The 26,025-nt window shown below is 72.3% G+C and carries 22 protein-coding genes and 2 pseudogenes; 9 read left to right on the top strand and 15 right to left on the bottom strand.

What is annotated here, in order from left to right; translation table 11 throughout:
- Positions 1-3: 3 nt before the first annotated feature.
- The 10 genes and pseudogenes from ACWC5O_RS19670 to ACWC5O_RS19625 form a co-directional block, all read right to left on the bottom strand.
- Positions 4-1,086 carry a Zn-dependent alcohol dehydrogenase gene (locus ACWC5O_RS19670; RefSeq protein ID WP_450584480.1) on the bottom strand — a complete coding sequence of 361 codons (1,083 nt, stop codon included), beginning with the start codon at positions 1,084-1,086 and terminating at the stop codon, positions 4-6.
- Between the two features lie 14 nt (positions 1,087-1,100).
- Entirely contained in the window at positions 1,101-2,489 is a 1,389-nt protein-coding gene (locus ACWC5O_RS19665) for an aldehyde dehydrogenase family protein (RefSeq protein WP_450584482.1), read from the bottom strand.
- Between the two features lie 197 nt (positions 2,490-2,686).
- Positions 2,687-4,027: an ABC transporter ATP-binding protein gene (locus ACWC5O_RS19660; RefSeq protein WP_450584484.1), complete on the bottom strand. Its 1,341-nt coding sequence runs from the start codon at positions 4,025-4,027 to the stop codon at positions 2,687-2,689.
- 216 nt (positions 4,028-4,243) lie between these two features.
- A complete protein-coding gene (locus tag ACWC5O_RS19655; protein WP_450584486.1) occupies positions 4,244-4,945 on the bottom strand; it encodes a class F sortase in 702 nt (233 codons plus the stop codon).
- The gene (locus tag ACWC5O_RS19650) at positions 4,932-5,618 is read right to left on the bottom strand and encodes a hypothetical protein (protein ID WP_450584487.1); all 687 of its coding nucleotides are present in this window, start codon (positions 5,616-5,618) and stop codon (positions 4,932-4,934) included. The genes ACWC5O_RS19655 and ACWC5O_RS19650 overlap by 14 nt, the downstream gene beginning before the upstream one ends.
- Positions 5,619-5,720: 102 nt before the next feature.
- Positions 5,721-6,319 (bottom strand): annotated as a pseudogene (locus ACWC5O_RS19645) (MFS transporter); the annotation flags it as partial.
- 23 nt (positions 6,320-6,342) lie between these two features.
- Entirely contained in the window at positions 6,343-7,737 is a 1,395-nt protein-coding gene (locus tag ACWC5O_RS19640; RefSeq protein ID WP_450584489.1) for a CitMHS family transporter, read from the bottom strand.
- Positions 7,738-7,860: 123 nt separating this feature from the next.
- Positions 7,861-10,092 (bottom strand): molybdopterin oxidoreductase family protein, encoded by a 2,232-nt coding sequence (locus ACWC5O_RS19635; RefSeq protein ID WP_450584491.1) that lies wholly within the window; start codon positions 10,090-10,092, stop codon positions 7,861-7,863.
- Between the two features lie 163 nt (positions 10,093-10,255).
- Positions 10,256-10,873: a TetR family transcriptional regulator gene (locus tag ACWC5O_RS19630; protein WP_450584492.1), complete on the bottom strand. Its 618-nt coding sequence runs from the start codon at positions 10,871-10,873 to the stop codon at positions 10,256-10,258.
- A gap of 88 nt (positions 10,874-10,961) precedes the next feature.
- Entirely contained in the window at positions 10,962-11,489 is a 528-nt protein-coding gene (locus tag ACWC5O_RS19625; protein WP_450584494.1) for a hypothetical protein, read from the bottom strand.
- A gap of 154 nt (positions 11,490-11,643) precedes the next feature.
- On the opposite strand from ACWC5O_RS19625, the gene hmgA reads away from it, so the two are divergent.
- From hmgA to ACWC5O_RS19610, 3 genes are read left to right on the top strand one after another with little or no spacing between them, the layout of a single operon-like run.
- Positions 11,644-12,981: a homogentisate 1,2-dioxygenase gene (gene hmgA, locus ACWC5O_RS19620; protein WP_450584495.1), complete on the top strand. Its 1,338-nt coding sequence runs from the start codon at positions 11,644-11,646 to the stop codon at positions 12,979-12,981.
- Between the two features lie 45 nt (positions 12,982-13,026).
- Positions 13,027-13,776 carry a GntR family transcriptional regulator gene (locus tag ACWC5O_RS19615; protein WP_450584497.1) on the top strand — a complete coding sequence of 250 codons (750 nt, stop codon included), beginning with the start codon at positions 13,027-13,029 and terminating at the stop codon, positions 13,774-13,776.
- Between the two features lie 26 nt (positions 13,777-13,802).
- Positions 13,803-14,966 carry a type ISP restriction/modification enzyme gene (locus tag ACWC5O_RS19610; RefSeq protein ID WP_450584499.1) on the top strand — a complete coding sequence of 388 codons (1,164 nt, stop codon included), beginning with the start codon at positions 13,803-13,805 and terminating at the stop codon, positions 14,964-14,966.
- On the opposite strand, the gene ACWC5O_RS19605 is transcribed toward ACWC5O_RS19610, so the two are convergent.
- Both ACWC5O_RS19605 and ACWC5O_RS19600 read right to left on the bottom strand, forming a co-directional pair.
- Positions 14,963-15,274, bottom strand: a complete 312-nt coding sequence (locus tag ACWC5O_RS19605) for a hypothetical protein (RefSeq protein WP_450584500.1) — start codon at positions 15,272-15,274, stop codon at positions 14,963-14,965. The genes ACWC5O_RS19610 and ACWC5O_RS19605 overlap by 4 nt on opposite strands.
- 16 nt (positions 15,275-15,290) lie before the next feature.
- Positions 15,291-16,013 carry a TetR/AcrR family transcriptional regulator C-terminal domain-containing protein gene (locus ACWC5O_RS19600; protein WP_450584502.1) on the bottom strand — a complete coding sequence of 241 codons (723 nt, stop codon included), beginning with the start codon at positions 16,011-16,013 and terminating at the stop codon, positions 15,291-15,293.
- Positions 16,014-16,076: 63 nt separating this feature from the next.
- On the opposite strand from ACWC5O_RS19600, the pseudogene ACWC5O_RS19595 reads away from it, so the two are divergent.
- From ACWC5O_RS19595 to ACWC5O_RS19585, 3 genes and pseudogenes are all read left to right on the top strand, one after another.
- A pseudogene (locus tag ACWC5O_RS19595) lies at positions 16,077-17,031 on the top strand (ATP-binding cassette domain-containing protein).
- Positions 17,028-17,810 (top strand): ABC transporter permease, encoded by a 783-nt coding sequence (locus ACWC5O_RS19590; protein ID WP_450584503.1) that lies wholly within the window; start codon positions 17,028-17,030, stop codon positions 17,808-17,810. Before ACWC5O_RS19595 ends, ACWC5O_RS19590 begins: the two are co-directional and overlap by 4 nt.
- Before the next feature lie 44 nt (positions 17,811-17,854).
- Positions 17,855-19,051, top strand: a complete 1,197-nt coding sequence (locus ACWC5O_RS19585) for a CaiB/BaiF CoA transferase family protein (RefSeq protein ID WP_450584505.1) — start codon at positions 17,855-17,857, stop codon at positions 19,049-19,051.
- Positions 19,052-19,104: 53 nt separating this feature from the next.
- On the opposite strand, the gene ACWC5O_RS19580 is transcribed toward ACWC5O_RS19585, so the two are convergent.
- From ACWC5O_RS19580 to ACWC5O_RS19570, 3 genes are all read right to left on the bottom strand, one after another.
- Complete coding sequence (locus ACWC5O_RS19580) at positions 19,105-19,374, bottom strand: hypothetical protein (RefSeq protein WP_450584507.1); 270 nt, start codon at positions 19,372-19,374, stop codon at positions 19,105-19,107.
- Between the two features lie 126 nt (positions 19,375-19,500).
- Positions 19,501-20,319 (bottom strand): anti-sigma factor, encoded by an 819-nt coding sequence (locus ACWC5O_RS19575; RefSeq protein ID WP_450584509.1) that lies wholly within the window; start codon positions 20,317-20,319, stop codon positions 19,501-19,503.
- Positions 20,316-20,858 (bottom strand): sigma-70 family RNA polymerase sigma factor, encoded by a 543-nt coding sequence (locus tag ACWC5O_RS19570; RefSeq protein ID WP_450584510.1) that lies wholly within the window; start codon positions 20,856-20,858, stop codon positions 20,316-20,318. Before ACWC5O_RS19570 ends, ACWC5O_RS19575 begins: the two co-directional genes overlap by 4 nt.
- Positions 20,859-21,069: 211 nt before the next feature.
- Between ACWC5O_RS19570 and ACWC5O_RS19565 the strand changes: the two genes are divergently transcribed.
- From ACWC5O_RS19565 to ACWC5O_RS19555, 3 genes are all read left to right on the top strand, one after another.
- Entirely contained in the window at positions 21,070-22,611 is a 1,542-nt protein-coding gene (locus tag ACWC5O_RS19565) for a DUF4331 domain-containing protein (protein ID WP_450584511.1), read from the top strand.
- A gap of 97 nt (positions 22,612-22,708) precedes the next feature.
- Entirely contained in the window at positions 22,709-24,394 is a 1,686-nt protein-coding gene (locus tag ACWC5O_RS19560) for a tetratricopeptide repeat protein (RefSeq protein ID WP_450584512.1), read from the top strand.
- Positions 24,391-26,016 (top strand): HoxN/HupN/NixA family nickel/cobalt transporter, encoded by a 1,626-nt coding sequence (locus ACWC5O_RS19555; protein ID WP_450584514.1) that lies wholly within the window; start codon positions 24,391-24,393, stop codon positions 26,014-26,016. The genes ACWC5O_RS19560 and ACWC5O_RS19555 overlap by 4 nt, the downstream gene beginning before the upstream one ends.
- The last annotated feature ends 9 nt before the right edge of the window (positions 26,017-26,025 follow it).

Here is a 26,025-nt window from a genome sequence, read left to right as displayed (position 1 = left end):
AGGTCAGAACACCACCAGGGACCGGCCGCCCTTGCCCGCCAGCATGTTCTCGAAGGCCGCCGGGATGCCCTCCAGGGCGATCCGTTCGGTGACCAGGGCCGAGAGGTCCAGCCGGCCCTCCCGCACGTGTTCGGCGAGCACCGGCAGGTCGCGGGCCGGGTCGGTGTTGCCGTAGACGCAGCCGGACAGGGTGCGGCCCCACTGGAAGATCTCCAGGGCGTTGAAGGTGACCTCCTGGTCCTTCCCGCCGATGCCGACGACCGTCGTACGGCCGCCCCGGCGGGTGGACTCCCAGGCGGCGCGGATGGTGACCGCGCGGCCCACGCACTCCACGGAGACGTCGACGCCCTGCTTGCCGGTGAGGGCGCGGATCTCGCGGGGGGTGGCGTCGGAGGCGAGGACGAAGTCCGTGGCGCCGGCCGCGCGGGCCAGTTCCTCCTTCTCCGGGGAGACGTCGACGGCGATGATGCGGGACGCGGCCGCGATGCGCGCGGACTGGAGGGTGGCCAGGCCCACTCCCCCGACGCCGAAGACCGCGACCGTCTCGTCCGGCCGGACCCTGGCCGAGTGGTGGACGGCGCCGTACCCGGTGAGGACGGCGCAGCCGAGGAGGGCCGCGTCGGTGAGCGGGACGCCCTCCGGGAGGGGCAGCACGCAGGAGGAGGAGACGACGGTCTCCTCGGCGAACGCGGCCACGTTCAGGCCGGGGTGGAGGTCGGTGCCGTCGGCGGTGCGGGCGTAGACGTCGGCGGTGCCGTTCAGCGCGTTGGCGCACAGCCAGACCTCGCCGAGCGTGCAAGCGTGGCAGGTGCCGCAGGACGGTGCCCAGTTGAGGACCACGGGGGTGCCGGGCGACACGTGGGTGACGCCCTCGCCCACGGCCACGACCGTTCCGGCGCCCTCGTGGCCGAGGACGACCGGGACCGGTACCCGCAGGGTGCCGTTGGACAGGGACAGGTCGGAGTGGCAGACACCGGCGGCGGCGAGGCGGACGCGGACCTGCCCGGGGCCCGGATCGGGCAGCTCGATGTCGGTGATCTCCAGCGGGGCGCCGATGGCGGGCAGGACGGCGGCTCGTACGGCCATGGTCGTGGACTTCCTTAGAACTGGAGGGACTTGGTCTGCAGGTACTCGGCGAGCCCGTGGCTGCCCAGCTCCCGGCCGACCCCGGACTGCTTGTAGCCGCCGAAGGGGGCGAGGGGGTTGAACCGGCCGCCGTTGATGTCGACCTGGCCGGTGTCCATGCGGCGGGCGAAGGCGACGGCCTCGGCCTCGTCGCCGGCCCAGACGGCGCCGGCGAGACCGTAGACGGTGCCGTTGGCGATGCGCAGGGCGTCCTCCTCGTCCTCGTAGCCGAGGATCGTGAGGACCGGGCCGAAGATCTCCTCCTGCGCGATCGTCATCTCCGGGGTGACGTCCGCGAAGACCGTCGGACTGACGAAGCAGCCCTTCTCGCGCGGGGATTCGGGGCCGCCGACGACCAGGCGGGCGCCCTCGGCGATGCCCTTCTCGATGTAACCGCGCACGCGTGCCTGCTGCTTGGCGCTGACGACGGGTCCGATGCGCTCGCCGTACTTGGCGGCGGCCGCGGCGGCCAGCTCCACGGCCTCGTCGTACCGGTCGCGGTGGACCAGCATCCGGGTCCAGGCGCTGCACGTCTGGCCGGAGTTGGACATGACGTTGGCGACGCCGACGTTGACGGCCTTGGCGAGGTCGGCGCTCGGCAGGATGACGTTGGCGGACTTGCCGCCCAGCTCCAGCGCCACCTTCTTGACGGCCGCGCCGGCCACCGCGCCGATCTGCCGGCCGACGGCCGTGGAGCCGGTGAAGGAGACCAGGTCGACGCCCGGGTGCTCGGCGAGCGCCTGTCCGGCGACCGGGCCGAGGCCGGTGACGAGGTTGAACACACCGGCCGGGACGCCCGCATCGTGGACCGCCTCGGCGAAGAGCTGGGCGGTGAGCGGCGTGTCCTCGGCGGGCTTGAGGACGAGGGTGCAGCCCGCGGCGAGCGCCGGGGCGACCTTGGCGACGATCTGGTGGAGCGGGTAGTTCCAGGGGGTGATCGCGCCGACGACGCCGATCGGCTCGTGCAGGACGGTGGAGTTGCCGACCTTCTCCTCGAAGGAGTGGGTCGCGGCCAGGTCGGCGTAGGAGCCCGCGACGGCGATCGGCACGCCCGCGTGGACCGCCAGCGCGAACTCCGGCGGGGCGCCCAGTTCGGCGGTGACGGTCTCGGCGATCTCGTCCTTGCGGGCCGCGAGCGCGTCCCGCAGCGCGGCCAGGCGCGCGGCCCGCTCGGCCCGGGGTGTGGCGGCCCAGGCCGGGAGGGCGGCGCGTGCGGCGCGTACGGCGGTGTCCACGTCCAGGGCGCTCCCGGCCGGGACCCGGCCGATGACCTGCTCGTCGGCCGGGTTCACGACCTCGATCACGTCCCGGCCCTCGGCGGGGCGCCAGGCGCCGTCGATGTACAGGCCGTCATGTGCCTTCATGCTGCTTCCTCCCGGCAGGGCTGCGTCGTCCGGCAACAAACTAGCGGCGTTAGTTTTCAGGCGCCATACATGACCGGACGAACCCGGGATATCAGAAGCCGACCTGCGCCCGTTCGTCCACCCTCCCCACGGACTCCTGACCGAAAGCCTTCTCGCAGGCGCGCCGGTTCTCCTCGGTGGATCACGTCTTGGCGGGCTCACTCCTCCAGGTCCGGCAGCCGCGCCGGGGACGGGCAGATCCGTTCGCCGTGCTGGTCGAAGACGAACAGGTGGGCGATGTCGACCAGCAGGGGGACCTGCATGCCGTACCGGAGACTGATGTCCGGGGTGGTGCGCACGACCAGGTCGCCGGGCAGCCGGCCCTCCGGAGGCACGGGTGCGGGGCTGCCGTCCGGCTGGTCCTCAAGGACCACGACCGGCCCGGCGCGCAGGGCACCGGCCCGCCCCCTGAGCCGGTCCAGGACCGTGGGGCCCTCCCGACGGCGGCGCCGCGCGGGGCTGCGGGGCGGGCGCGGGGCCTCCAGCTCCGGTACGACGGCCGGGCTCGAGCCGGTGTTGAAGTGGACGAGGACCTCGTGCCCCTGGAACTCCACGTGCTCGACCAGACCGCTGATCGGCACCTCGCCGGGCCGGGCGGCGGCGGGCTTGGCAATCCGGACCGCCTCCGAACGCAGCCCGACGATCACCTCGCGGCCCTGCTGCACACGCAGCAACCGGTGGTCGGGGGAGAGGGGTTCGGGCAGGCGCAGCGCCTGTCTGCCGAGGCTGATGGTCATGGCGCCGTCCAGCGGAGCGCGGACCAGCCCGCGCAGCAGGTTGATGCGCGGGGTGCCGATGAAGGCGGCGACGAAGATGTTGCGGGGCAGCGCGTACACCTCGCGCGGGCTGCCGACCTGCTGGAGCACCCCGCCGCGCAGGACGGCGACCCGGTCGCCGAGCGACATGGCCTCGGCCTGGTCGTGGGTGACGTACACCGTGGTCACACCCAACTCCCGGGTGAGCTGGGATATTTCGGCCCTCAAGTGGTTGCGGAGCTTGGCGTCGAGGTTGGACAGCGGTTCGTCCATCAGGAAGGCGGAGGGGTGGCGGGCGATGGCCCGGCCCATGGCGACGCGCTGGCGTTCGCCGCCGGAGAGCTGGCTGGGGAAGCGGTCGAGCAGGTCCTCGATGCCGAGCATGCGGGCGGTCGCGTCCACGCGCGGGCGGGGGTCGGTGCCGGGGGCCTCGATGCGCAGCGGGAAGCCGATGTTGTCGCGGCTGGTCATGCTCGGGTAGAGAGCGAAGTTCTGGAAGACCATCGCCATGTGCCGCGCGGACGGCTGCCAGTCGTTGGCGTACTCGCCGTCGAGGAGCAGTTCGCCCTCGTCGATCTCCTCGAGGCCGGCGATCATGCGCAGCACGGTGGACTTGCCGCAGCCGGAGGGGCCCAGCAGGACCAGGAACTCGCCGGGCGCGATGTCCAGCGAGAGCCGGTCCACCACGCGGGCGCCCCGCGTGTAGGACTTGCTCACGTCGTGCAGAGAGATGGCGCGTGTCATGGCTGGTGTCCCCGGGGGCTGTCCGGAGCGCCGCTGCTCCGTGGGTCCGAAGGCCGCGTGCCGGTCGTACGAGGCCTGTGGGTCACGGAAGTTAACGGAATGCGCTCGGCCGGGGAAGACGGGGCACGGTATCGGACGCCGCGCCCCTGGCAGGAGCGGAAACGGACGGAGGGATTCGGGTCGTCGGCCGCGGTCGGCCGCGGCCCCACCAGGCGGTCACTTGGTCGCGGTCAGGTGGGCGAAGACCACCACGTTGCTCGTGTAGCCCGTGCGCCGGCTGAACAGGCCGCCGCAGGTGAGCACGCGCAGCTCCGGGCGGCGGGCCGGGCCGTACACCTCCTTGTCGGGGAAGCCGGCCTTGTCGAAGACCTTCACCCGGTCCACGGTGTAGACGGCGGTACGACCGTCCGCCCGCTTGGCCTCGATCAGTTTCCCGGGCTTCACCTGGGCCAGTGAGGCGAAGACGGCGGGGCCGGTCCTGGTGTCGCGGTGGCCGACGGCGATCGCGGTGCCGGACTCCCCCGGCGTGGCGCCGCCCTGGTACCAGCCGATCTCCTTGGGCCGGTCGAGCGGTGGTGTCTCCAGCTGCCGGTCCCGGTCGAGCCGTAGCCCGATCACCGGCGCGTCGATCCCGAGGGACCGGATACGGAGGGATGTCGGCCGGGAGCGGGGCAGCGGGCGGGGCGGGGGCGTCGGGCGGGCCGGGGCGGGATCCTCCCGGCCCGCGCCCCGCCCGTCGCTCTGGGCGGAGCCCGGATCGGCGGCCGGGCCGCCCGCCTGGAGGGAGGCGGCCGGTCCGCCGTCTCCGCCGCACCGGACCCCCACCGTCACCAGGACGACCGCGAGCAGGGCCGTCCTGGCGAGACGGTAGGCGCGGGTCCGGTACCACGGCCTGCGTCTGCGCCTACGCGGCGCCATGCGGCCGACGGCGGATCAGCCGGAGGTACGCCACTCCGCTGACCGCGACCAGTCCCACGGCCGCGGCCGCGGCCACGGGCGAGAAGGCACCCGAGGTGTCGACGAGGCCGCCACCGCCCGCGTGCACACCGCCCTTCGGGCCGTCGTTGTGGTCGCCGCCCTGACCCCAGGCCGCGTCATCGTGGTTGTTCTGCTGGTTGTTCTGCTGGTGGTCCTCGATCTGGCCCGGACCGTGCGCCGCGTCCTCCTTGGCGAGCTCGCGGCAGTTGACGCGGAAGACCTTTTCCTTGGTGGCACCCGAGACGATCCAGGTGATCTTGTACTGACCGTCCGCCAGCCCCAGCGGGTCGGTGTGCCCGGCGCCGCCGGCGAGCGGGATGGCGCCGGTGACGGTGGCGGCCGTGGGCAGCGGGGGCTGCGGCGTGATGGTGTAGGCGATGCTGGAGAGGGTGTCGAAGTTGACGGCGTCGAGATAGAACCGGCAGACCTGCGACTCGTCCTTGCCCGTTCCGGGAAGCGCGTAGGCCCGGTGGACCCTGATGTCGCCGTTTTCCCCTTGGGCCACAGCGTTCGGCGCCGCCACCCACGACGCGCCCGCCGCGGCGAGGGCGGTGAGGACGACAGTGGCGCCCGCGCGGGAGCCGACGGCACGTGGGAGTGTCAGGGTAGGCATGCGCATTCCTCCGGGTTCAGACGATTTTCATACAAATCGCTCTTTCGCCAGGACTCTGCTTCACGAGCACCGCGACCCGCGGCATCGGCGCCCGGCGCGTCGTCAGATATCGCTCGTGCGGCGCAATACCGAGCGCCTGGGCCGCTCCCCCGCCGCACGTCCCGGCCCTTCGGTCGCCCGGGTGACCGCAGCGCCACCCCCGACGACAGCAGCAGCAGCAGCAACGCCCCGGGCATCACGAACGGCGCGGCCACCCCCGCCACGCCCGCGACCAGGCCCGCGGTGGCCGGTGCGGCGGCCTGGCCGAGCCGGTTGCCGGTCAGCCGCAGCGCGAGCGCGGTGGAGCGGGCACCCTCGGGGGCGGCCTGGACGACCGTGGTCATGGACAGCGGCTGCCCGACGCCGAGGCAGAACCCGAGGACGGTGAGCATGAGGCCGAGCGCCCACACCGGCACGGGCAGGGCCACCCCGGCGCACAGGCGACGTCGGGCGGTGAACGTGCCCGCGGCCATCCGGCCGAGGGCGGCGCCGATGGTGAAGTGCCCTGAGTTGCGGTCCTGTTCGTGAGGCGCGCACTGGCGGGCCACCAGGGACTGGGCACCGATCACGAAGCAGAGGTGGCCGAGCCCCGTCACTCCGCTCCACAGGGCCATGGCCCACGGGGAGTTGACGGCTCCGCTCAGGACGCAGCCGCCGGAGATCGGGGCCCGCTCGTCGTGAGAGATCAGATGATGCCGAAGACGATCCCCGCCCCGAGCACCACGAGGGATGTCAGGGCGGCCCACTTCACGACGAACCTGGTGTGGTCGCCGAACTCGACCTTGGCCATGCCGACGAGGACGTACACGGCCGGGACGAGCGGGCTGGACATGTGCAGCGGCTGGCCGACGAGCGAGGCGCGGGCGATCTCGAGGGAGGAGACGCCGTGCGCCTGTCCGGCCTCGGCGAGCACCGGCAGGATGCCGAAGTAGAAGCCGTCGTTGGACATGAAGTACGTGAGCGGGATGCTCAGCACGCCGGTGACGAAGGCCATGTGCGGACCCATGCCGTCGGGGATGTTCTCCACCAGCCACTTGGCCATGTGGTCGACCATGCCGGTGCCCTGCAGGACGCCGGTGAAGACGGCGGCCGCGAAGACCATGCCGGAGACGTTGAGGACGTTGTCGGCGTGCGCGGCCAGGCGGGCCCTCTGGTCCGGCATGTGCGGGAAGTTGACGGTCAGCGCGAGCGCGGCACCGAGCAGGAAGAGCACCGGGATCGGCAGCCACTCCATGATCATGGCGGTGAGCAGGGCGACCGTGAGCAGCGCGTTGAACCAGTAGAGCCTGGGGCGCAGGGTGGCGCGGTTCGGGTCGAGGCCCTGGAAGCCCTCGTCCTCGGGCTCGTCGGGCAGGTCCGCGCCGGTGCCGGAGCCACCGGTGCTCCGGGCGCCCCTGCCGGTACCGGCACCGACCAGCACGGTCTCCGTCCGGGTCTCCTCCACCAGCACCTCGTCCAGCGTCAGCACGCCGAGCCGCCCCCGCTCGCGGCGGCCGAGGACGTAGGCGAGGGCGAGGACGAACAGCAGGCCCATGGCGAGCGCCGGGATCATCGGCACGAAGATGTCACTGGCGTCCAGCTTCAGCGCGGTCGCGGCCCGGGCGGTCGGACCGCCCCACGGCAGCGTGTTCATCACGCCGTTGGCCATGGCGGCCACACCGGTCATCACGACCAGGCTCATCTTCAGGCGCTTGTACAGCGGGTACATCGCCGAGACCGTGATCATGAAGGTGGTCGAGCCGTCGCCGTCGAGCGACACGATCGCGGCGAGGACGGCCGTTCCGACGACGATCCGCAGCGGATCGGCCTTGCAGAACCTCAGGATCGCCCGGACGATCGGGTCGAAGAGGCCGACGTCGATCATCACACCGAAGTAGACGATCGCGAACATGAGCATCGCCGCGGTGGGGGCGAGGCCGGTGACGCCGTCGATGACGTAGTCGCCGAGCTTGGCGCCCTTACCGACGAGGACGCAGAACAGTGCCGGGATCAGCACGAGCGCCGCGATCGGCGACATCTTCTTCAGCATGATCAGGACCAGGAAGGTCGCGATCATGGCGAAGCCGAGGATGGTCAGCATGAGTGGATACCTAACGTTCGCCCTTGAACATCCCACCTGGGGCCGGCGGTGCGATGACGTTAGGTCGCGTCAAACGGCGTTAACAAGACGTTGACAGGCGAGCAATAAGCGCAAAACTCCAGGTCACAGCTGTGCGGCGACTTCGACGGGCACTCCGTTGAGGACCGCGTTGCCCGACAGCGGGTCGAGCAGGCTGCCGTCGAGGAGCTGGTTGACGTTGACACCGGGCTCCCGGACCGCGTGGCTCATCCGGGTCCCGGGACGGTCGTGCCCCCAGCCGTGCGGCAGGCTCACCACGCCCGGCCGGACGCCGTCGGTGACCTCGGCGGGGGCGACCACCTCTCCCCCGGCCCCCTTCACACGTACGTCCGCCCCGTCCCGCACGCCCAGGCGCTCCGCGTCGTCGGGGTGGATGTGGAGGGTGCAGCGGTTGCTGCCGCCGGTGAGGGCGGGCACGTTGTGCATCCAGCTGTTGTTGGAGCGCAGATGGCGGCGGCCGACGAGGACGAGCCCCGCGGGGCGCTCGCGCAGGGCCGCCCGGAGCCGGGGCAGGTCGCCGGCGATCGGCTCGGGCAACAGCTCGACCTTGCCGCTCGCGGTCTTCAGCGGCTGCGGCAGCCGGGGCCGCAGCGGGCCGAGGTCGATGCCGTGCGGGTGGGCGAGCAGCCGGTCCAGGTTCAGCCCGTCGGGCCGTACGCCGAAGCCGTCGCCGTAGGGGCCGAGGCGCAGCATCAGGTCGAGCCGGCGCTCGGGGCCGGTGTCCCCGGTGAGCTGTGCGGCGAGTTCCTTCGGGTCGCGGCCGTGCACCGGGGAGTGCGGCTCCTGGACGGCCTTGCCGAGGGTCTGCTCGACCACCATCGCGTCCACCGCGCCCGGGTCGGCGCCGTGCATGCCGATCGCGGCCAGGGTCAGCCGGGCGAGGATCTCGGTCTCGGCCATGCGGCCGGGTTCGAGGGGCACGGCCGGGCGGCTGTAGCGGACCTGGTTGCGGACGGCGAGGGTGTTGAAGGCGAAGTCGTGGTGCGGGCTCTGCGCGGGCGGCGGCGGGGGCAGCACGACGTCGGCGTGGCGGGAGGTCTCGTTGAGGTAGGGGTCGACGCTGACCATGAAGTCCAGCGAGTCCAGGGCCTTGTCGAGGCGTCGGCCGTCGGGGGCGGACAGCACCGGGTTGGCCGCGACCACGACGAGCGCGCGCACGGGCTCGCCCGCCTCGGTGGCGGTGTCGATCTCCTCGGCGAGCGCCGAGAGCGGCAACTCCCCCTTGGCCTCCGGAAGTTGCCGTACCCGGGAGTGCCAGCGGCCGAGCGCGAAGCCGCGTCCGGGGCCCGCCGGGCGGGGCGTCTTGTCGGTGGCGGCCTGCGGGAACAGGGCGCCACCCGGCCGGTCCAGGTTGCCGGTGAGGATGTTGAGGACGTCGACCAGCCAGCTCGCAAGGGTGCCGTGCGGGACGGTGCAGCTGCCGATGCGGGCGTAGACGGCGGCGGTGGGGGCGGCGGCGAGTTCGCGGGCGAGGGTGCGGATGAGGCCGGGGTCGACGTCGCACGCCTCGGCGACGGCCTCGGGGGTGAACTCCCGCAGGGAGTCGCGGAGTTCGGGCAGCCCCTGGACATGCGGGGCGAGGTCCCCGAGGTCGGTCAGGTCCTCCTCGAACAGTACGTTGGCCATCGCGGCGAGCAGCAGGGCGTCGGCGCCGGGCCGGATGGCGACGTGCCGGTCGGCGAGCTTCGCGGTCCGGGTGCGCCGCGGGTCCACGACGGTGAGCCTGCCGCCGCGGGCCTTGAGGGCCCTGAGCTTGCCGGGGAAGTCGGGGGCGGTGCACAGACTCCCGTTGGACTCCAGGGGGTTGGCGCCGATGAGGAGCAGGTGGTCGGTGTGGTCGAGGTCCGGCACCGGGATGGCGTTGGCGTCGCCGAAGAGCAGCCCGCTGGAGACGTGCTTGGGCATCTGGTCGACCGTGGAGGCGGTGAACAGGCTGCGGGTGCGCAGCGCGCCGAGGAGGACCGGCGGGTAGAGGGCGCCGGCCATGGTGTGCACGTTGGGGTTGCCGAGGACGACTCCGAGGGCGTCGGGGCCGTACCGCTCCACGACCGGGCGCAGGCCCGCGGCGACCGCGTCGAAGGCCTCCTCCCAGGTGGCCTCGCGCAGGGTGCCGTCCTCGCGGACGAGCGGGGTGCGCAGCCGGTCGGGGTCGCCGTCGACGGCGCCGAAGGAGGCGCCCTTGGGGCAGATGAACCCCTTGCTGAAGACGTCCTCGCGGTCGCCGCGGGCGCCGGTGACTCGGCTGCCCTCGATGGTGAGGGTCAGCCCGCAGGTCGCCTCGCACAGGGGGCAGATTCGCAGGGCGGTGCGGGACACGGGTCCTCCCGGAGGGTCGGCGGCGGCCGTGCCACTCGGGCACAGGCGGGCTCGGGCGAGCATACCGACCGGTAGGCATGGAAGGGAGCCCCTAGGGCCTGTCGTCGCGAGGCAGACGGGAATTCGACGACAGACCCCAGGCCGCCGACATGCCTGCGCAGGCTCAGTCGAGCACACGCCCCAGGTACGCCCGCAGCAGCTCCCGCGTCTCGTGGATGATCGCCTCGTCGCCCTGGGGGTCGATCCGGAAGGCCAGCTGCACGAGGGTGTCAGCGCTCTCCACGGCGACCAGGAAGACGCGTCGCAGCTCGTCGTCGGGGGTGCGGCCGAGGTAGCCGGAGAGCAGGTCGGTGAGGCGGTCGGCGACCCGGGTGTTGGGCTCGCCCTGGCGGGCGCCGACCGGGATCTGGTTGCCGAAGTCCACGAGGGAGAACCCTGGCGCGGTGCGCTTCATGCTCAGGTACTCGTCCAGTACGGCGTCCATGGCGCCCCGCCAGTCGCCCCGCTGCGCCTCCTCGAGCCGCTGGGTGACGCGGTCGGTGTACCGCTCCAGGTTGCGCTGGGCGAGGGCGTCGGCCATCTGCCGCTTGTTGCCGAAGAAGCGGTAGACCGAGCCGATGGGCACTCCGGCACGCAGGGCCACCGCGCGGGTGGTCAGCGCGTCGTAGCCGACCTCGTCGAGGAGGTCGGCGCAGGCGTCCAGGATCCTGGTCAGCCGTTCGGCGCTGCGCCGCTGGACAGGCGCGCGACGAAGCGATGTCGCGTGGGGCACGGACTTCATGATGCCTTTCCGCCGGGGTCTGGTGAACCTCGCCCCCCAGTACGGAAACGGGTGCTTGTTGCACTCATCGGGGTGGCACCCGCACTCATCAGGGGGTCGCCGCCGTCTCCGCGCCGGACGCCGTGATGTCGGCGGTGCTCTGGACCGGCTTGCCGCGCACGGCCCACACCGTGCCGTCGTCGGCGTACAGGCGGGCGGTGACGTGGTGGGTGCCGTGCGGGACCAGACGGGGTGCCAGGTGGTACCCGGCCGTGCGCAGGCGGGTCACCGGACGGCCGTCGACGAAGAGGGACGCGAGCCCGCGCCCGGGGACCGCCTTCGACCGCGTGCCGGCCGGGGAGAAGCGGAAGTGGCGCAGCCGCAGCCGCACGTCCCAGCCGCCGGCGGCGTCCGGGGTCACCTCGACGCCGACCTCGGGCGCGCCCTTCTTGTCGACCTCGCGCAGATGCCGGCCGGTCCCGTCCGTGTCGTCCAGGACCTTGCCCACCGGCGAGGGCGAGACGGCACCGGCGCCCCCGTGCGCCTCACCGGTCCCGCAGCCCTGCGCCCCGAGCAACAGCAGGGCGCAGACCGCGAGCGCGGCCAGGGTTCTGCGCCTCCACGACGTCCACGACATGCCGGGGAGATTAGAACAACGCTCCGCCACCCGAATCCCTCTGAAGTCTGGTTCCGGTCCTACCCCGGAGGGAGGACGACACGAAGCCCTCTTGCGCCCGCTCGCACTCATTCCTACGGTGTTACATAGGAATGAGGAGCGCAAGGGAGCGATCATGAGCGGGGACGCACGGAAGACCGCCGAGGGACTGTCGTATCTGTCCGGGTTCGGCAACGAACATGCCTCGGAGGCGGTGCCGGGCGCCCTGCCCGAGGGCCGCAACTCGCCGCAGCGCGCGCCGCTCGGCCTGTACGCGGAGCAGCTGAGCGGTTCGGCCTTCACCGAGCCGCGGGCACACAACCGCCGCTCCTGGCTGTACCGCATCCGCCCCTCGGCCGCGCACCCGGCGTTCACCCGGACCGGCAACGGCGCGATCCGTACCGCTCCCTTCACCGAGACCGTGCCCGACCCCAACCGGCTGCGCTGGGACCCGCTGCCCGAGCCGCCGGCCGGCACGGACTTCCTGGCGGGCCTGTGGACCCTGGGCGGCAACGGCGACGCGAGCCAGCGCACCGGCATCGCCGTGCACCTGTACCACGCCAACTCCTCGATGGAGCGGGTCTTCTCCGACGCCGACGGGGAGCTGCTGATCGTGCCGGAGCGCGGCGGGCTGCTGCTGCACACCGAGTTCGGCAGGCTTCATGTGGAACCGGCCCATGTGGCGCTGATTCCGCGTGGGGTGCGCTTCCGTGTGGAGCTGCTGGACACTGCATCGAATGGCGGGCAGAGCCCGACTGCGCGGGGCTATGTGTGCGAGAACTATGGGGCGCCCTTCCAGCTCCCCGACCTCGGACCCATCGGCGCCAACGGACTCGCCAACGCCCGGGACTTCCGGGCGCCGGTCGCCGCGTACGAGGACGTGGAGGGCCCGGTGGAGGTGGTGAACAAGTTCTGCGGCAACCTCTGGACGGCGACGTACGACCACTCGCCCCTCGACGTGGTCGCCTGGCACGGCAACCATGTGCCCTACGTCTACGACCTGCGCCGTTTCAATGTGATCGGCACCATCTCGTACGACCACCCGGACCCCTCCATCTTCACGGTCCTGACCTCCCCGTCGGACACCCCGGGCCTGGCCGGCGTCGACTTCGTGGTCTTCGCGCCCCGCTGGCTGGTGGGCGAGGACACCTTCCGGCCGCCGTACTTCCACCGGAACGTGATGAGCGAGTACATGGGCCTCGTCGAGGGCGCCTACGACGCCAAGGCGGAGGGCTTCGTGCCGGGCGGCGGCTCGCTGCACAACATGATGTCCGCGCACGGCCCGGACCGGGAGACCTTCGACAAGGCGAGCGCCGCCGAACTGCAGCCGCAGAAGATCGACGACGGGCTGGCGTTCATGTTCGAGACGCGCTGGCCGGTGACGCTCACCCCGCACGCGGCCGAGGCGGACCACCTCCAGCAGCGGTACGACGACGTGTGGCAGGGACTCGAGCGTCACTTCCGCGCGCTGTGACGCCTGCGTTGCACCGAACGTTCCTCAACAGGTACGGATAGCCATGTGACCTCCTTCGCTCCGGATTCGATCGTCCTGAACCGCAAGCTGCCGCTGTGGTACCAGGTGTCGCAGTCGTTGCGCGCCTCGATACTCGGCCGCTCGCCACGGGACCCGCTGCGCCTGCCCACCGAGGAGCAGCTGGCCGAGCACTACGGGGTCAGCGTGCTGACCATGCGGCAGGCGCTGAAGGAGCTGGAGGACGAGGGGCTGATCAGCCGGCACCGGCGGCGCGGCACGTTCATCGAGCCGGATGTCCGACGCGGTGCCCCGGTGCGGCTCCTCGGCTCGGTGGACGCGATCGTGGCCCAGCAGTCCGGTATGACGACCGAACTGCTGGACCACGGCAGCATCCCCGTGCCGGCCGATCTCGCCGAGCACTTCCCGGATCTCACGGAGGTGGCGACGTACCACCGCCTGCGCAGCGACGAGAAGACCGGCGAGCCGACCAACCACGCCCTCAACCACGTACGCCCCGAACTGGCCGCGCGCATCGACCTGGACGACCTGGTCCGCTGGCCGATGACGAAGGTGCTGCGGGACGTCGTCGGGGCGGACATCAGCCGCATCACGGACACCGTGGAGGCCAGGCTCGCCGACCCGGAGACCGCCCGCCTGCTCGAGGTGCCGCTGCTCAGCCCGATCCTGCACTACACGGGCGTGACGTACGACGCCGACGGCCGGGTCCTGGACGTGGCGGTCATCCACTACCGGGGCGACCGCTTCTCCTTCACGGTGACCCTGGACGCCACCTGACCCGGCGCGCGGAAGCAGGCCGTACCATGCCCAGCGTGACGCACGACGACGCTCCGCTGCTCGCGGACCTCATGCCGTGGTCCGTCGCACCGCTGCGGCCGGGCCGCGCCTGGCCCACGGGACCCGACGCGGCTTCCCTGAAGGCCCGCTGGGACGCCCTGCTGGGGTCCGAAGGGCCGGACCGGGAGACCCTGTTCGAGCCGACCCGCTCCCGCACCCCGCAGTCCGCGGTCGGGCAGCTGCCCGGCCAGTCCACCGGCACGGAGCGGCTGGCGCGCGCCGAGGGCCCCTGCGCCGAGCCGGTACGGGTCCTGGCGGCACCCTTCGACGAGCAGTGGCTGATCCCGGACCACCGGCTGATCGACACGGCCCGTCCGGAGTTGTGGCGGGTGGCGGACGAGCACCAGGTGTTCATGGTGGAGACAGGCGCGGAGACGACCGAGCACACACCGCTGCTGGCGACGTCCCTCCTCCCCACCCTCCGCACCGGCCGTATCCGCCCGCTCTACCGCCGCCCGGGCGGCACGGAACCGAACCTGGCACCGGGCCTGCTGGACCACCTCTCCGCCCGCCTCGGCACACGCCCCGCCCCACCGGACGCACTGGCCTGGATCCTGGCGACGATCCGCCCCGACCTCACCGTGCCGCTCACCGAGGACACCGGACTCTGGTCCAGCGGCGTCCGGCTGGGCCACCGCATGCTGTGGCTGATGCGCCGCGACGGCGACCGCCCCAAGCTCCCCGGCGGCCGCCGCCCGTACGTCCGCGCGCCCCTCCCCAGCCGCCCCCTCACCCTCGACTACGACCGCGGCGAGGAGACGCTCCACCTGGACGAGGGCCGCATCTCCCCGGTCCCACCGGAGGCCTGGGACTACGAGGTGTCCGGAGTCCGCGTCCTGGAGACCTGGTTCGCCACCCGCACGGCGCCGGCCGAGCCGGGCACTCTGGCCGCCATCCGGCCGACCACCTGGCCCCAGCCCTGGACCTCCGAACTCCTCGAACTGATCACGGTCCTGGCCCTGCTGGCGGAACTCCGCCCACAGCGGGCCGACTTGAAGCCAATCTCGACGATCACCGCGACCGACCTCCACAAGGCGGCCATCCTCCCGGTACCGGACTCGTCCCACCGCCCCGCCTCGGTCCTCGACCACCACGAGGAGGGCCCGGAGGGCCAGTTCGCGCTGCTCTAGCGCCGACTGTCCAGGGCGGCCCGCAGCCGTGCGACGTCCTCGACGTCCTTCGTCCGGCGGGGCCGCGACGGATCCCAGACGGGCATCATGCGCTTGATCTCGATCTGGGCCCGCGGGCTGACGATCGGGGCCTCCAGCTCGCCGATGCGCCCCGGCTCGGCGTCGAGCAGCCCGTCGGGCCAGGGAGTCCCGGCCCAGAGTCCGCCGGCGACCGTGATCCGCCCCGCCGCGTCCCGGTCCAGCAGGGTGAAGCTGCTGTCCAGGCCGTCCTTGGCGAAGTCGAGCTGTCGATCAGGGCGAGTTGGCACTTCGCCCGCTTCCCGTTCACGGGGTTCCACGCTCCGGATCGAAGCCATCCAGCACCCGCTCCAACGCCCGCTGGAAGACCGCCTCCAGATCAACAGGCCCCGGATCCTCACTGAACGCCGCGGCCATCCTCGGATACGCGCCGGAGGCGAGCCGGCCGCCCAGGTACGCAGAGCGCGCCGCGTTCTCCTCGTCCTCCGACCAGGGCAGCGCACGTACCCGCTCAGCCGTGTCGAACTCGTTGCGGACGTAGGTGGTCACCACACCGTTCAGCATCGCGATCAGTTCGAATTTGGTGCCGTTGGACACCTCCAGCGGGTCCAGGCACGCCAGGCAGTGCTCCAGATAGCGGAGAGCCTGCGGGCTGAAGCCGTAGACCGGGGACATCAGGCGCGGCACCCACGGGTGGCGGTGCATCAGCGCGCGCGTCTCGTGCGCCACCCGGAGCAGATCCGCCCGCCAGTCACCGCTGGGCTCCCACGGGACGTGTTCCGCACTCACGGCGTCCATCATCAGCTCGTACAGGTCCTCCTTGCGGGGGACGTAGTTGTACAGCGACATGGTGCCGCAGCCCAGCTCGGCCGCGACGTGCCGCATGGACACCGCGTCGAGCCCCTGCGCGTCGGCGATCCGGACGGCCGCCGCCGCGATGTCGTCGCGCGTGTACGCCGGCTTCGGGCCCCGGCCCGTGCGCTCGGGGCGCGCCCAGATCACCTCGGGGACGGCCCCTCGGACTGCCATCGATCATCACCTCGCCCACCATCGTAGTTACGTACGACGTACGTAGTGCGCTATGGTCGCGGCATGACTACTACGTACGCTGTACTTAGCGAGGGGTTGCAGAAGCGCTTCGGCGCCGTGCACGCCCTGCGGGGGCTCGACCTTGCCGTGGGGCAGGGGACGGTGTGCGGGCTGCTGGGCCCGAACGGCGCGGGGAAGACGACGGCGGTGCGGCTGCTGACCACGCTGCTGCGGCCCGACGCGGGCTGCGCGGGTCGCCGGGCACGACCTCGTACGGGACCCGGCCGCGGTACGGCGCCGGATCGGGGTCACCGGGCAGTACGCCTCGGTCGACGGGGACCTCACCGGCCGGCAGAACCTGCGGCTGTTCGCGCGGCTGCACCGGGTGCGGGGCCCGGCCGGCCGCGCCGACGAGCTGCTGGAGCGGTTCGGGCTGGCCGCGGCCGCGGACCGCAGGGCGTCCACCTACTCGGGCGGCATGCGGCGCCGGCTGGACCTCGCGGCGAGCCTGATCCGCCGGCCCGACGTGCTCTTCCTCGACGAGCCGACCACCGGACTCGACCCGGCCAGCCGCACCCGTATCTGGGAGGCGGTGCGCGAGCTGAAGGTCGAGGGCACGACGGTACTGCTCACCACGCAGTACCTGGAGGAGGCCGATCAACTCGCCGACGACATCGCCCTGGTGGACCGGGGCAGCATCGCCCACACCGGGTCGCCCGCCGAACTCAAGGCGCTCATCGGGTCGTACGCCGAGGCCGTCGTCGCGCATGCCGACGGCCTGCCGGACGCGGCTGCCGTACTCGACCGGCTCACCGGCTCCGCACCCGCGTTCGACCGTGAGCGCAACGCCGTCGGCGCGGTCACCACCGACCCGACCCTGACCCTGCCCCGCCTGGTGCGCGAACTCGACGCGGCCGGGGTGCCGTTGCTCGACGCGAGTCTGCGCCCGCCGACCCTCGACGACGTCTTCCTGCGGCTCACCGGGCAGTCCGCCGACGACAAGGAGCTGGTGGCATGAGCGCGTTGACCCACGACGGACTGGCGATGACGGGCCGGCAGCTGCGCCGGGTCCGCAACAACCCCGGCCTCGCCGTGCTGACCCAGCTGATGCCGGTCAACATGCTGCTGTTCTTCGGCTACGTCTTCGGCAGCGCCCTGGCGATGCCCGGCCGCGAGTACCGTTCCTTCCTCGTGCCGGGGCTGCTGGTCGCGACCGCCGCCGGTGGGCTGATGACCGGGATGTTCCAGGCCGCCGCGGACACGCACCGGGGTGTGATGGACCGCTTCCGCACGATGCCGGTGAGCCGGGCCGCCGTACCGCTCGGGCAGGCGGTGGCGGACCTCGTCGTCACCACCCTCGGCACCGTGCCCCTGCTGCTGGTGGGGCTCGCGGTGGGCTGGCGGATCGAGGGCTCCGCGCTCGCGGCCGCCGGAGCCGTGGGCCTCCTGCTGCTGTTCCGGTTCGCCTGCACCTGCGCCGGGATCTTCCTGGGGCTGCTCACCCGCAGCGAGGACGCGGCCGGGCAGCTCGGCGCCTCCTCCTTCGTGCTGCCGCTGCTGTCCGACGCCTACATTCCCACCGGCAACCTGCCCGGCTGGCTGCGCACGCTCGCCGAGTGGAACCCGATCAGCGCGGTGACCACCGCCCTGCGGAAGCTGTTCGGCAACGCGCCGGTCCCGGCGGACTCCGCCTGGCCGGTGGCGCACCCGGTCGCCGGGTCGCTGCTGTGGAGCCTCGCCCTGACCGCGGTGTTCCTGCCTCTCGCCGTGCACCGGTACGCGCACGGCGAGCGATGACCCACTGCTGACAAAGTCGCCGGTCAGGGGAGATCATCCACCCCATGGACCTTCTCCCGCTGCCCCTGGAGGGCATCACCGTCGTCGCCGTCGAACAGGCCGTGTCCGCGCCCTTCGCGACCCGGCAGCTCGCCGACCTGGGGGCCAGGGTCGTCAAGGTGGAGCGGATCGACGGCGGCGACTTCGCCCGTGGGTACGACACCGCGGCCCAAGGCCTCGCCTCGCACTTCGTGTGGTGCAACCGGGGCAAGGAGTCCATCGCCCTCGACCTCAAGGACCCGCGCGGCCTGGACGTCGTACGGCGGCTGGTCGCGGACGCTGACGTGTTCGTGCAGAACCTCGCCCAGGGGGCCGCGGCCCGGCTGGGGCTCGACGCGGCCACGCTGTGCGCGGCGCATCCACGGCTGATCGCCGTGGACATCTCGGGGTACGGCGGTTCGGGGCCGTACGCGGACAAGCGGGCGTACGACATGCTCGTGCAGTGCGAGGCGGGGCTGGTGTCGGTGACCGGTACGCCCGGGCAGCCCGTCAAGGCGGGGATTCCGGCGGCGGACATCGCGGCGGCCATGTACGCCTTCTCGGGGGTGCTGGCCGCGCTGGTGCGGCGCGGCACGACCGGTCGGGGCGGGCCGGTGGAGGTGTCGATGCTGGAGGCGCTGGCCGAGTGGATGGGGCATCCGCTGCACCACGCGATGCACGGGGGTGAGCCCCCGGCCCGTACCGGGCTCGCGCATGCCGTCATCGCTCCCTACGACGCCTATGCGACGGCGGACGGCGGGCGCGTCCTGTTGTCGGTGCAGAACGACCGGGAGTGGCGACGGCTCGCCGAGCAGGTCATAGAACGGCCGGAACTGGGGACGGATCCGGCCTGTGCGACGAATGCCGCGCGAGTGGCCAACCGGGAGCGGACCGATGAGCTGGTCGCCGGGGCGCTCGGCACGCTGAGCGCGGACGAGGCGCTGGCCCGGCTGGAGCAGGCGGGCATCGCCTGCGCGCGACTCAGGGATGTGCACGAACTCGCGGAGCATCCGCAGTTGGCGGCCAGGGAGCGGTGGCGTCAGGTGGGTTCGCCGGTCGGGCCGCTGAAGGCGTTGCTTCCTCCCATCACACTGCCGGGCGGGGACGAGGCACGGATGGGGGATGTGCCCGCGCTCGGACAGCACACCGGGGCGCTGCTGCGTGCCGTGGGGATGACGGACGACGAGATCGCAGCGTTGCGCCGGGACGGCGTGGCGGCCTGAGCGCGGGCCTCCTGGATCAGGCTCCAGGTACTGCCGGTTCGCTCAGCGACCGCTCAGTGTCCGCCGAACAGCGAGCGGCGCAGCCGACGCAGCGGAGCGAAGAGGGAGACACGGCTGACCCGCCTGCCTCGGTCACTGCGCTCGTGCGGAGTGTCACGTGCCGTCAGCTCACGCATCAGCGAAGTCGCCTCGGCCGCCTTCTGGTGCGGTACGGCGGGACCCGCCAGCACCGAAAGATGGCGGTCGAGGCGCGAACTGGTCGCGCTGCTCCCGCAGGTGATAGCAGGGACCCTGGCCCTGCTGCGCACTGTTATCTGCTCCATGTCACTCCCCACCCGTACGAGTCCACCCGGCCCGGGCAGAGTAACCCTATCTCCCCAGGGGGGCACGCGTGTATCGCGCCCACAGGATTCACCTTCTCTGCAAGGCGGTTGACCATCCCTCGACGACTACTCTCCGAATCCGACCGATTTCAGGGTGAGTTGGACAAGCGGCTGACTGGTGGGCTGCGCTGACCCTCCGTCAGGCTCGACGGTTACTGCGAGTGACGTCGAGGACTTGCCGAGACCCTTGGCGACCAAGGGCGTGTCGCCCGCGAAGAGCCCGAGGGAGCGTGGTTGCACATGGGGGCGCATGAGCCAGAGCTGGTGCACGCGGCCGCCGGACGGGGTGCCGTATCCGCTGAGGGTGACGACGGCCTGCCCCTGTGATGCGGAGGCGATTACTCCGATACTGCGGCCCCGTGCGTCCTCGCTGCTCACGGCGCGGGCGTCGGGAGCGGCCAGAACGTGGGCGATCTCACGTGCCTGGGCCCGAGCGGTGTCGAGCTGGTCCCGGGTGCGGTTCGCCTGGACCGCGAAGAGCGAGGCGACGACGAGGGCCGCGGCGGCGGTCGCCGTGGCGAACGGGACGAAGAGGGGGCGCCCGCGGGGCGTACGGGTGCGCGACGGCGGGGGCTGGGTGCCCCAGACGTGCGGCGGCAGCTGGGGTGAGCGCTCCCGCGCGGGCGCGGGCGCCTGTTCCTGCGGGGTGGTACGGACGGCGGCCAGGACCCGGGCGCGCAGGGCGGCCGGTGCGGGGGCCGCCGTGGACCAGGCGAGGCGCACCGCGTCCTCGGACAGGGCCCGCACCTCGACTGCGCAGCGGTCACAGCCTCTGAGGTGCTTCTCGAAGCGGCGCCGCTCGGCGGGGTCGAGGGCGTCGAGCGCGTAGGGAGCGGCGAGGGAGTGCAGATCCCCGCGGCCCAGCATGCGGCCGAGGATGCTCATGCGGCACCTCCCAGGCACTCGCGCAGCCGGGTGAGTCCGTCGCGCATCCGCGTCTTGACCGTACCCAGCGGCAGCTTCAGCCGTTCGGCCACCTCACGGTACGTGTAGCCGTCGTAGTAGGCGAGCGTCACGGACTGGCGTTGCAGCGCGGTCAGCCGGGCCAGGCAGCGGCGCACCCACTCGCGCTCCAGACCGGCCTCGACCTCCTCGGTCACATGGTCGAAGGCGGGTTCCCCGGCGCGCATGGCCTCACGCTGTTCGCGTTCGCCGGCGGCGCGGGCGCTGCGCACCCGGTCGACGGCACGGCGGTGGGCGAGTGTGAGGATCCAGGAGAGGGCGCTGCCCCGGGCGGGGTCGAACCGGGCTGCGGAGCGCCACAGTTCGAGCAGCACTTCCTGGGCGACCTCCTCGGACTGGGCGGGGTCGCGCACCACCCGCCGTACGAGCCCGAACACCGGTCCGGACACCAGTCCGTACAGATCCTCGAACGCCTGCTGGTCCCCGCCCGCCACGAGCACGAGTAGCTCGTCCGCCTCCACCCCGGTCCCCCTTCCGTGGCCACAGCCGGCCGCCCTGCCTCTGACTCCACGCATCCGCACGAGCGCACACCTCCGGCGGGTGATACGGATCGGCGGGCCGAAAACGCGGGTTTGAAAAGCCGAAAAGATTTTTTCCGTCCGACCAATCCGATCGGCTCCTCGGCTCCGTATACCCGTCCGTCAAGGCAAGTTGGCACTGAGGACGGACGGCATGACACCTCTCATCTCCAGGAGCGGCACGGGACGCAAGGGCCTGGTCACGCTCATCTGTGGTGCGCTGGCCGCCGGAGGGCTCGCAGCCGCCGGTGTCGCCACGCTGGAACCCGGGGCGGCCTCCGCCTCCTCCCACCGGGAGGCCCCGCTGATCTCGGGGACCCCGCAGTACGACAACACGGACCTGTACGCGTTCGTGAGCCCGGACAAGCCGGACACCACGACGATCGTGGCCAACTGGATCCCCTTCGAGGAGCCGGCCGGCGGACCGAACTTCTACACGTTCGCGGACGACGCCCAGTACGACATCCACATCGACAACAACGGTGACGCGCAGGGCGAGCTGCTGTTCCGCTACACGTTCAAGACGCACGTCAAGAACAAGAACACCTTCCTCTACAACACGGGAGCGGTGAAGAGCCTCAACGACCCGAACCTGAACATCACGCAGACCTACGACATCGACCTGGTCAAGCTGCACAACCAGAAGGTGGTCTCCAAGACACGGCTCGCGGACAACGTGCCGGTCGCGCCGTCGAACGTGGGCAAGGCGTCGATGCCGGACTACGCCAAGCTGCGCTCCCAGGCCATCTACAAGACCGCGGGCGGTGGCGCGACCTTCGCCGGGCAGGCCGACGACCCGTTCTTCGCCGACCTGCGCGTCTTCGACCTGCTCTACGGCGGGAACCTCTCCGAGGTCGGACGGGACACGCTCAAGGGCTACAACGTCAACACGATCGCGCTCCAGGTGCCCAACGACCTGATCCGCGAGTCGTCCAAGCAGCCGATCGTCGGCATCTGGTCGACGACGCAGCGAAAGAACGCGCAGGGGTACTACGAGCAGGTCTCACGCCTGGGCAACCCGCTGGTGAACGAGGTCGTCAACCCGCAGAAGGACAAGGACAAGTTCAACGCGTCCCAGCCCTGGTACGACGCGCAGTTCCTGAAGAACGTGACCAACCCCGAGCTGCCGAAGCTCATCGAGTCGATCTACAAGATCAAGGCACCCGCCGAGCCGCGCAACGACCTGGTCGACGTGTTCCTCAAGGGCGTCAAGGGCCTCAACCAGCCGCCGTACGTGAAGCCCGCGGAGGAGCTGCGGCTGAACACCTCGATCAAGCCGAGCATGCACCCCAAGCGGCTGGGCGTCCTCGACGGTGACAACGCTGGCTTCCCGAACGGCCGTCGCCTCACGGACGACGTGATCGACGCCTCCCTCCAGGTGGTCGAGGGCGAACTGGTCGGTTCCAAGAACGACCTCGGCGACGCGGTCGACAAGAACGACAGGGGCTTCGAGAAGTACTTCCCGTACGTGGCCGAACCGACGGCCGGTTCCCGTGGCGCCCTGGCCAAGGGCACGTCCGGCAACGCCGACGTCCGCAGCCAGCTCGGCGACGCCCTGCAGCCGGCCGGGTCGTCCTCCGGCGGCTCCGGCAACACGATGCTGATCGCCGCCTCGGCGGCCTCGGGTGCGGCCGGGATCCTGCTGATCGGCACCGCCTTCGCCTGGTGGCGCCGCCGGGTGCAGCGCCCGTACTGACCCACACCCCACTGACCGGCGCGGCCCGTATCCCCCTCCCCCACGGCGGGCCGCGCCCATTCCCCTTCGAGCACGACCAGGCGACCGAGGAGAGGGCATGTCCCCGCGTACGAGTAGCGACGAGTCCGGCGAGCGGCCGGTGAGCACGGGCGGGGATGGCGCTTCGGCACTTTCCACTCCCGAAGCCGATCCGACCGGGTCCGAGACGGAGCCGGCCGGATCCGAGGCGGGGCAGGCCGAGTCCGAGGCGGGGCAGGCCGGATCCCAGGCGGAGCCGACCGACTCCGAAACGGGCCAAGCCCAGTCCAAGACCATGCCGGCCGGATCCCAGGCAGAGCCGGTCGCGGGCAGGGCAGACCCCGCCGTGCCGGAAGCCGCGGCCGTCGTCTCCGAGCCGTGCTCCTCCGCGTCCGGCACCGATCAGCGCGTGGCCGCCGTCCGTCGGGTCGCCGCCACCCGACGGAGCTGGCGGTCGGTGCAACTCATCAGCTGTGCAGCACTGTTGGCGGTCGCACTGACAGGTGGAGCGATCGCCTTCGGGGCGGCACGGGACGGCGGGCCCGCGGTGGCGGCCGCCTCCACCGCCGTCGATCCCGGGGTGCTGGGCAGCGGGAACCTGGACGCGAGCATTGCCGCACTTCAGGCACATCTGCGGTCCCAGCCAAAGGACTTCGGCAGCTGGGCCACCCTCGGCCTGGCCTACGTCGAGCAGGCGCGGACCAAGGGCGACCCGGCCCGGTACCCGCAGGCCGAGAAGGCCCTGAAGCGGGCCCTGGACCTGTCCCCCGGCAACGACCAGGCCCTGGCCGGCCGGGCCGCCCTCGCCGCCGCGCGGCACGACTTCAAGGACGCCCTGACCTACGCGGACCAGGCCCTGAAGCAGAACCCGTACAGCGAGCGCGCCCTGTCCTCGCGCATCGACGCGCTGGTCGAACTGGGCCGGTACGCCGAGGCGGACGGGGCCGCCAAGACCGCCGACACACGCAAGCCGGGCGTGCCGGTCTTCACGCGGTACGCGTACGTCCACGAGCTGCGGGGCGACGTGACGACCGCCCGGCGCGTACTCAAGCAGGCTCTCTCCGCCGCCACTTCGCCGGGCGACGTCGCGTACGTGGCCGCCCAGCTCGGCCAACTCGCCTGGAACCAGGGCGACTACGGATCCGCACTCACCTACTACGCCCGGGCCCTGGCCGCCGACGAGAACTACCTCCCCGCGCTGGAGGGCCGGGCCCGCGCCCAAGCGGCGAGCGGCGACCGGGACGAGGCGATCAAGGGCCTGGAGACCGTGGTCGCCCGCTATCCGCTGCCCGGACCGCTCGTCGAACTCGGCGAGCTGTACGAGGCCCGTGGCACAGCCGGCGACAAGGCCAGGGCGCACGACCAGTACGCGCTGGTGGACGCCTGGATCGCCCTGGCCCGCGCCAACGGCGTCAACGCCGACCTGGACACCGCGCTGGCCGCCGCCGACCACGGCGACAAGACGTCCGCCCTGCGCGCGGCCCGCGCCGAGTGGGCCCGCCGGCACACCGTGCACACCGCGGACGCCCTCGCCTGGGCGCTGCACGTCAACGGCCGTGACAAGGAGGCTCTTTCCTACGCCCGCCGGGCCACGGCCACCGGCTACCGCAACGCCGCCTTCCTCTACCACCGCGGCGTGATCGAGTTGGCCACGGGCCACAGTGAAGACGGCCGCGCCTCGCTGAAGGCGGCCCTGAAACTGAACCCCGGCTTCTCCACCCTGGGCGCGGCCCAGGCCCGCAAGGCACTGGAGGCCGCCCAGTGAACCTCCGTCGCCCGTTCGCCTGTGCCGCGGCCGTCCTCACCGCCGCCTGCGCCCTCGTGCTCACCCCGGCCACGGCCGCGAGCGCACACCCGCTCGGCAACTTCACCGTCAACCGCTACGACGGTCTCGTCGCCGCCCCCGGACAGCTCCGCGTCGACCATGTGGAGGACCTCGCCGAGATCCCGGCCACCCAGGCCAGGCCGGACATCAAGCGACTGGGCCTGTCGACGTGGGCCGAGCAGCGGTGCGCCGAGGCCGCCAAGGGCAGCAGGCTCACCGTCGGCGGACGCCCCGCCCCGCTCACCCCCGGCTCCGCCCGCGCGAGCCTGCGGCCCGGGCAGGCCGGGCTCAACACGCTGCGCGTGGAGTGCCGGTTCACCGCGTCGCTTCCCCGCGGGAAGTCCGTCGCGCTCGGCTTTCACAGCGCGGGTGCCACCACCGGGCCCGGCTGGCGGGAGATCACCGCGCGCGGCGACCGCATGACGCTCACCGCGACGGACGTACCGAAGAAGTCGGTCTCGCACGAACTCACCAGCTACCCCAAGGACTTGCTGTCCTCCCCCGCCGACACCGCCGCCGCCTCCCTGCGGGTGCGTCCCGGCGGCCCGGCCCTCGCCCAGGAGCGGCAGGACGTCCCGGGCGCCTCGGTACTGCCCCGGGGCGCCGACCGCTGGACCCGCGCCCTGGACGACCTCGTCGCCCGCCACGACCTCACCCTCGGCTTCGCCTCGCTCGCCCTGCTCATCGCCGTCTTCCTCGGCGCGATGCACGCCCTCGCACCGGGCCACGGCAAGACCCTGATGGCCGCGACGGCGGCCGCGCGCGGGGGCCGGGCCCGGCTGCGGGACGTGCTGCCGCTGGCCGCCTCGGTCACGGTGACGCACACCCTCGGCGTGGTCGCCCTGGGCCTGCTCGTCACGGCCGGTTCCGCCGCCACGCCCTCGGTGATCGCCTGGCTGGGCATCGCCAGCGGCGCCCTCGTGCTCGTCGCGGGCGCGAACCTCGTACGACGCGCCTGGCGCAACCGCGCACAAGCACATCCGCACCCCCACCCCCACCCCCACCCCCACCCGCATGCGCACGAGGAAGCCGAAGAACGCCCGCTGGCCCTGGTGGGCGCAGCCCAGGACCAGGAAGCAGCCCACGAGCACAGCCATCACCACCACCACGACAGCCACCATCACCACGACGGCCACCACCATCACGACCACGAGCACGAGCACGAGCACGGCGTGGTGCACACCCACGGCGGCCACACTCACAGCCACCCCACCGCCCCCACCCTTCGCGGCACGATCCTGCTCGGGTTCGCCGGCGGTCTGGTGCCCAGCCCCTCCGCGGTCGTGGTGCTGGTCGGTGCCGCGGCGCTCGGGAAGGCCTGGTTCGGGCTGCTGCTCGTCGTGGCGTACGGCGCCGGGCTGGCGCTGACGCTCACCGCGGCCGGGTTCGCCGTCGTCCGGCTGGGCTCGGGCGTCACCCGGGTGCTGGACCGGCGCCCGCGCTGGACCGTCCACCCGGCTGCCACCCTCGTGCGCCGGACCCTGCCGCTCGCGTCCGCGCTGGTCGTCGTCGCCCTGGGTGCCGGATTGGTGCTCAAGGGGGCCGCATCCGCGCTCGGCTGAGCTACTTTG

It is taken from the genome of Streptomyces sp. NPDC001450, from assembly GCF_053597295.1.
Note: the sequence above shows the minus strand (reverse complement) of the source record. Positions and strands in the feature narration are given on the sequence as shown.

What these genes read in the sequence shown, in the direction of transcription:
- ACWC5O_RS19670 (WP_450584480.1), bottom strand. Translation starts at nt 1,086, where the DNA reads ATGGCCGTACGAGCCGCCGTCCTGCCCGCCATCGGCGCCCCGCTGGAG.
- ACWC5O_RS19665 (WP_450584482.1), bottom strand. Translation starts at nt 2,489, where the DNA reads ATGAAGGCACATGACGGCCTGTACATCGACGGCGCCTGGCGCCCCGCC.
- ACWC5O_RS19660 (WP_450584484.1), bottom strand. Translation starts at nt 4,027, where the DNA reads ATGACACGCGCCATCTCTCTGCACGACGTGAGCAAGTCCTACACGCGG.
- ACWC5O_RS19655 (WP_450584486.1), bottom strand. Translation starts at nt 4,945, where the DNA reads ATGGCGCCGCGTAGGCGCAGACGCAGGCCGTGGTACCGGACCCGCGCC.
- ACWC5O_RS19650 (WP_450584487.1), bottom strand. Translation starts at nt 5,618, where the DNA reads ATGCCTACCCTGACACTCCCACGTGCCGTCGGCTCCCGCGCGGGCGCC.
- ACWC5O_RS19640 (WP_450584489.1), bottom strand. Translation starts at nt 7,737, where the DNA reads ATGCTGACCATCCTCGGCTTCGCCATGATCGCGACCTTCCTGGTCCTG.
- ACWC5O_RS19630 (WP_450584492.1), bottom strand. Translation starts at nt 10,873, where the DNA reads ATGAAGTCCGTGCCCCACGCGACATCGCTTCGTCGCGCGCCTGTCCAG.
- ACWC5O_RS19625 (WP_450584494.1), bottom strand. Translation starts at nt 11,489, where the DNA reads ATGTCGTGGACGTCGTGGAGGCGCAGAACCCTGGCCGCGCTCGCGGTC.
- hmgA (WP_450584495.1), top strand. Translation starts at nt 11,644, where the DNA reads ATGAGCGGGGACGCACGGAAGACCGCCGAGGGACTGTCGTATCTGTCC.
- ACWC5O_RS19610 (WP_450584499.1), top strand. Translation starts at nt 13,803, where the DNA reads ATGCCCAGCGTGACGCACGACGACGCTCCGCTGCTCGCGGACCTCATG.
- ACWC5O_RS19600 (WP_450584502.1), bottom strand. Translation starts at nt 16,013, where the DNA reads ATGGCAGTCCGAGGGGCCGTCCCCGAGGTGATCTGGGCGCGCCCCGAG.
- ACWC5O_RS19590 (WP_450584503.1), top strand. Translation starts at nt 17,028, where the DNA reads ATGAGCGCGTTGACCCACGACGGACTGGCGATGACGGGCCGGCAGCTG.
- ACWC5O_RS19585 (WP_450584505.1), top strand. Translation starts at nt 17,855, where the DNA reads ATGGACCTTCTCCCGCTGCCCCTGGAGGGCATCACCGTCGTCGCCGTC.
- ACWC5O_RS19580 (WP_450584507.1), bottom strand. Translation starts at nt 19,374, where the DNA reads ATGGAGCAGATAACAGTGCGCAGCAGGGCCAGGGTCCCTGCTATCACC.
- ACWC5O_RS19575 (WP_450584509.1), bottom strand. Translation starts at nt 20,319, where the DNA reads ATGAGCATCCTCGGCCGCATGCTGGGCCGCGGGGATCTGCACTCCCTC.
- ACWC5O_RS19565 (WP_450584511.1), top strand. Translation starts at nt 21,070, where the DNA reads ATGACACCTCTCATCTCCAGGAGCGGCACGGGACGCAAGGGCCTGGTC.
- ACWC5O_RS19560 (WP_450584512.1), top strand. Translation starts at nt 22,709, where the DNA reads ATGTCCCCGCGTACGAGTAGCGACGAGTCCGGCGAGCGGCCGGTGAGC.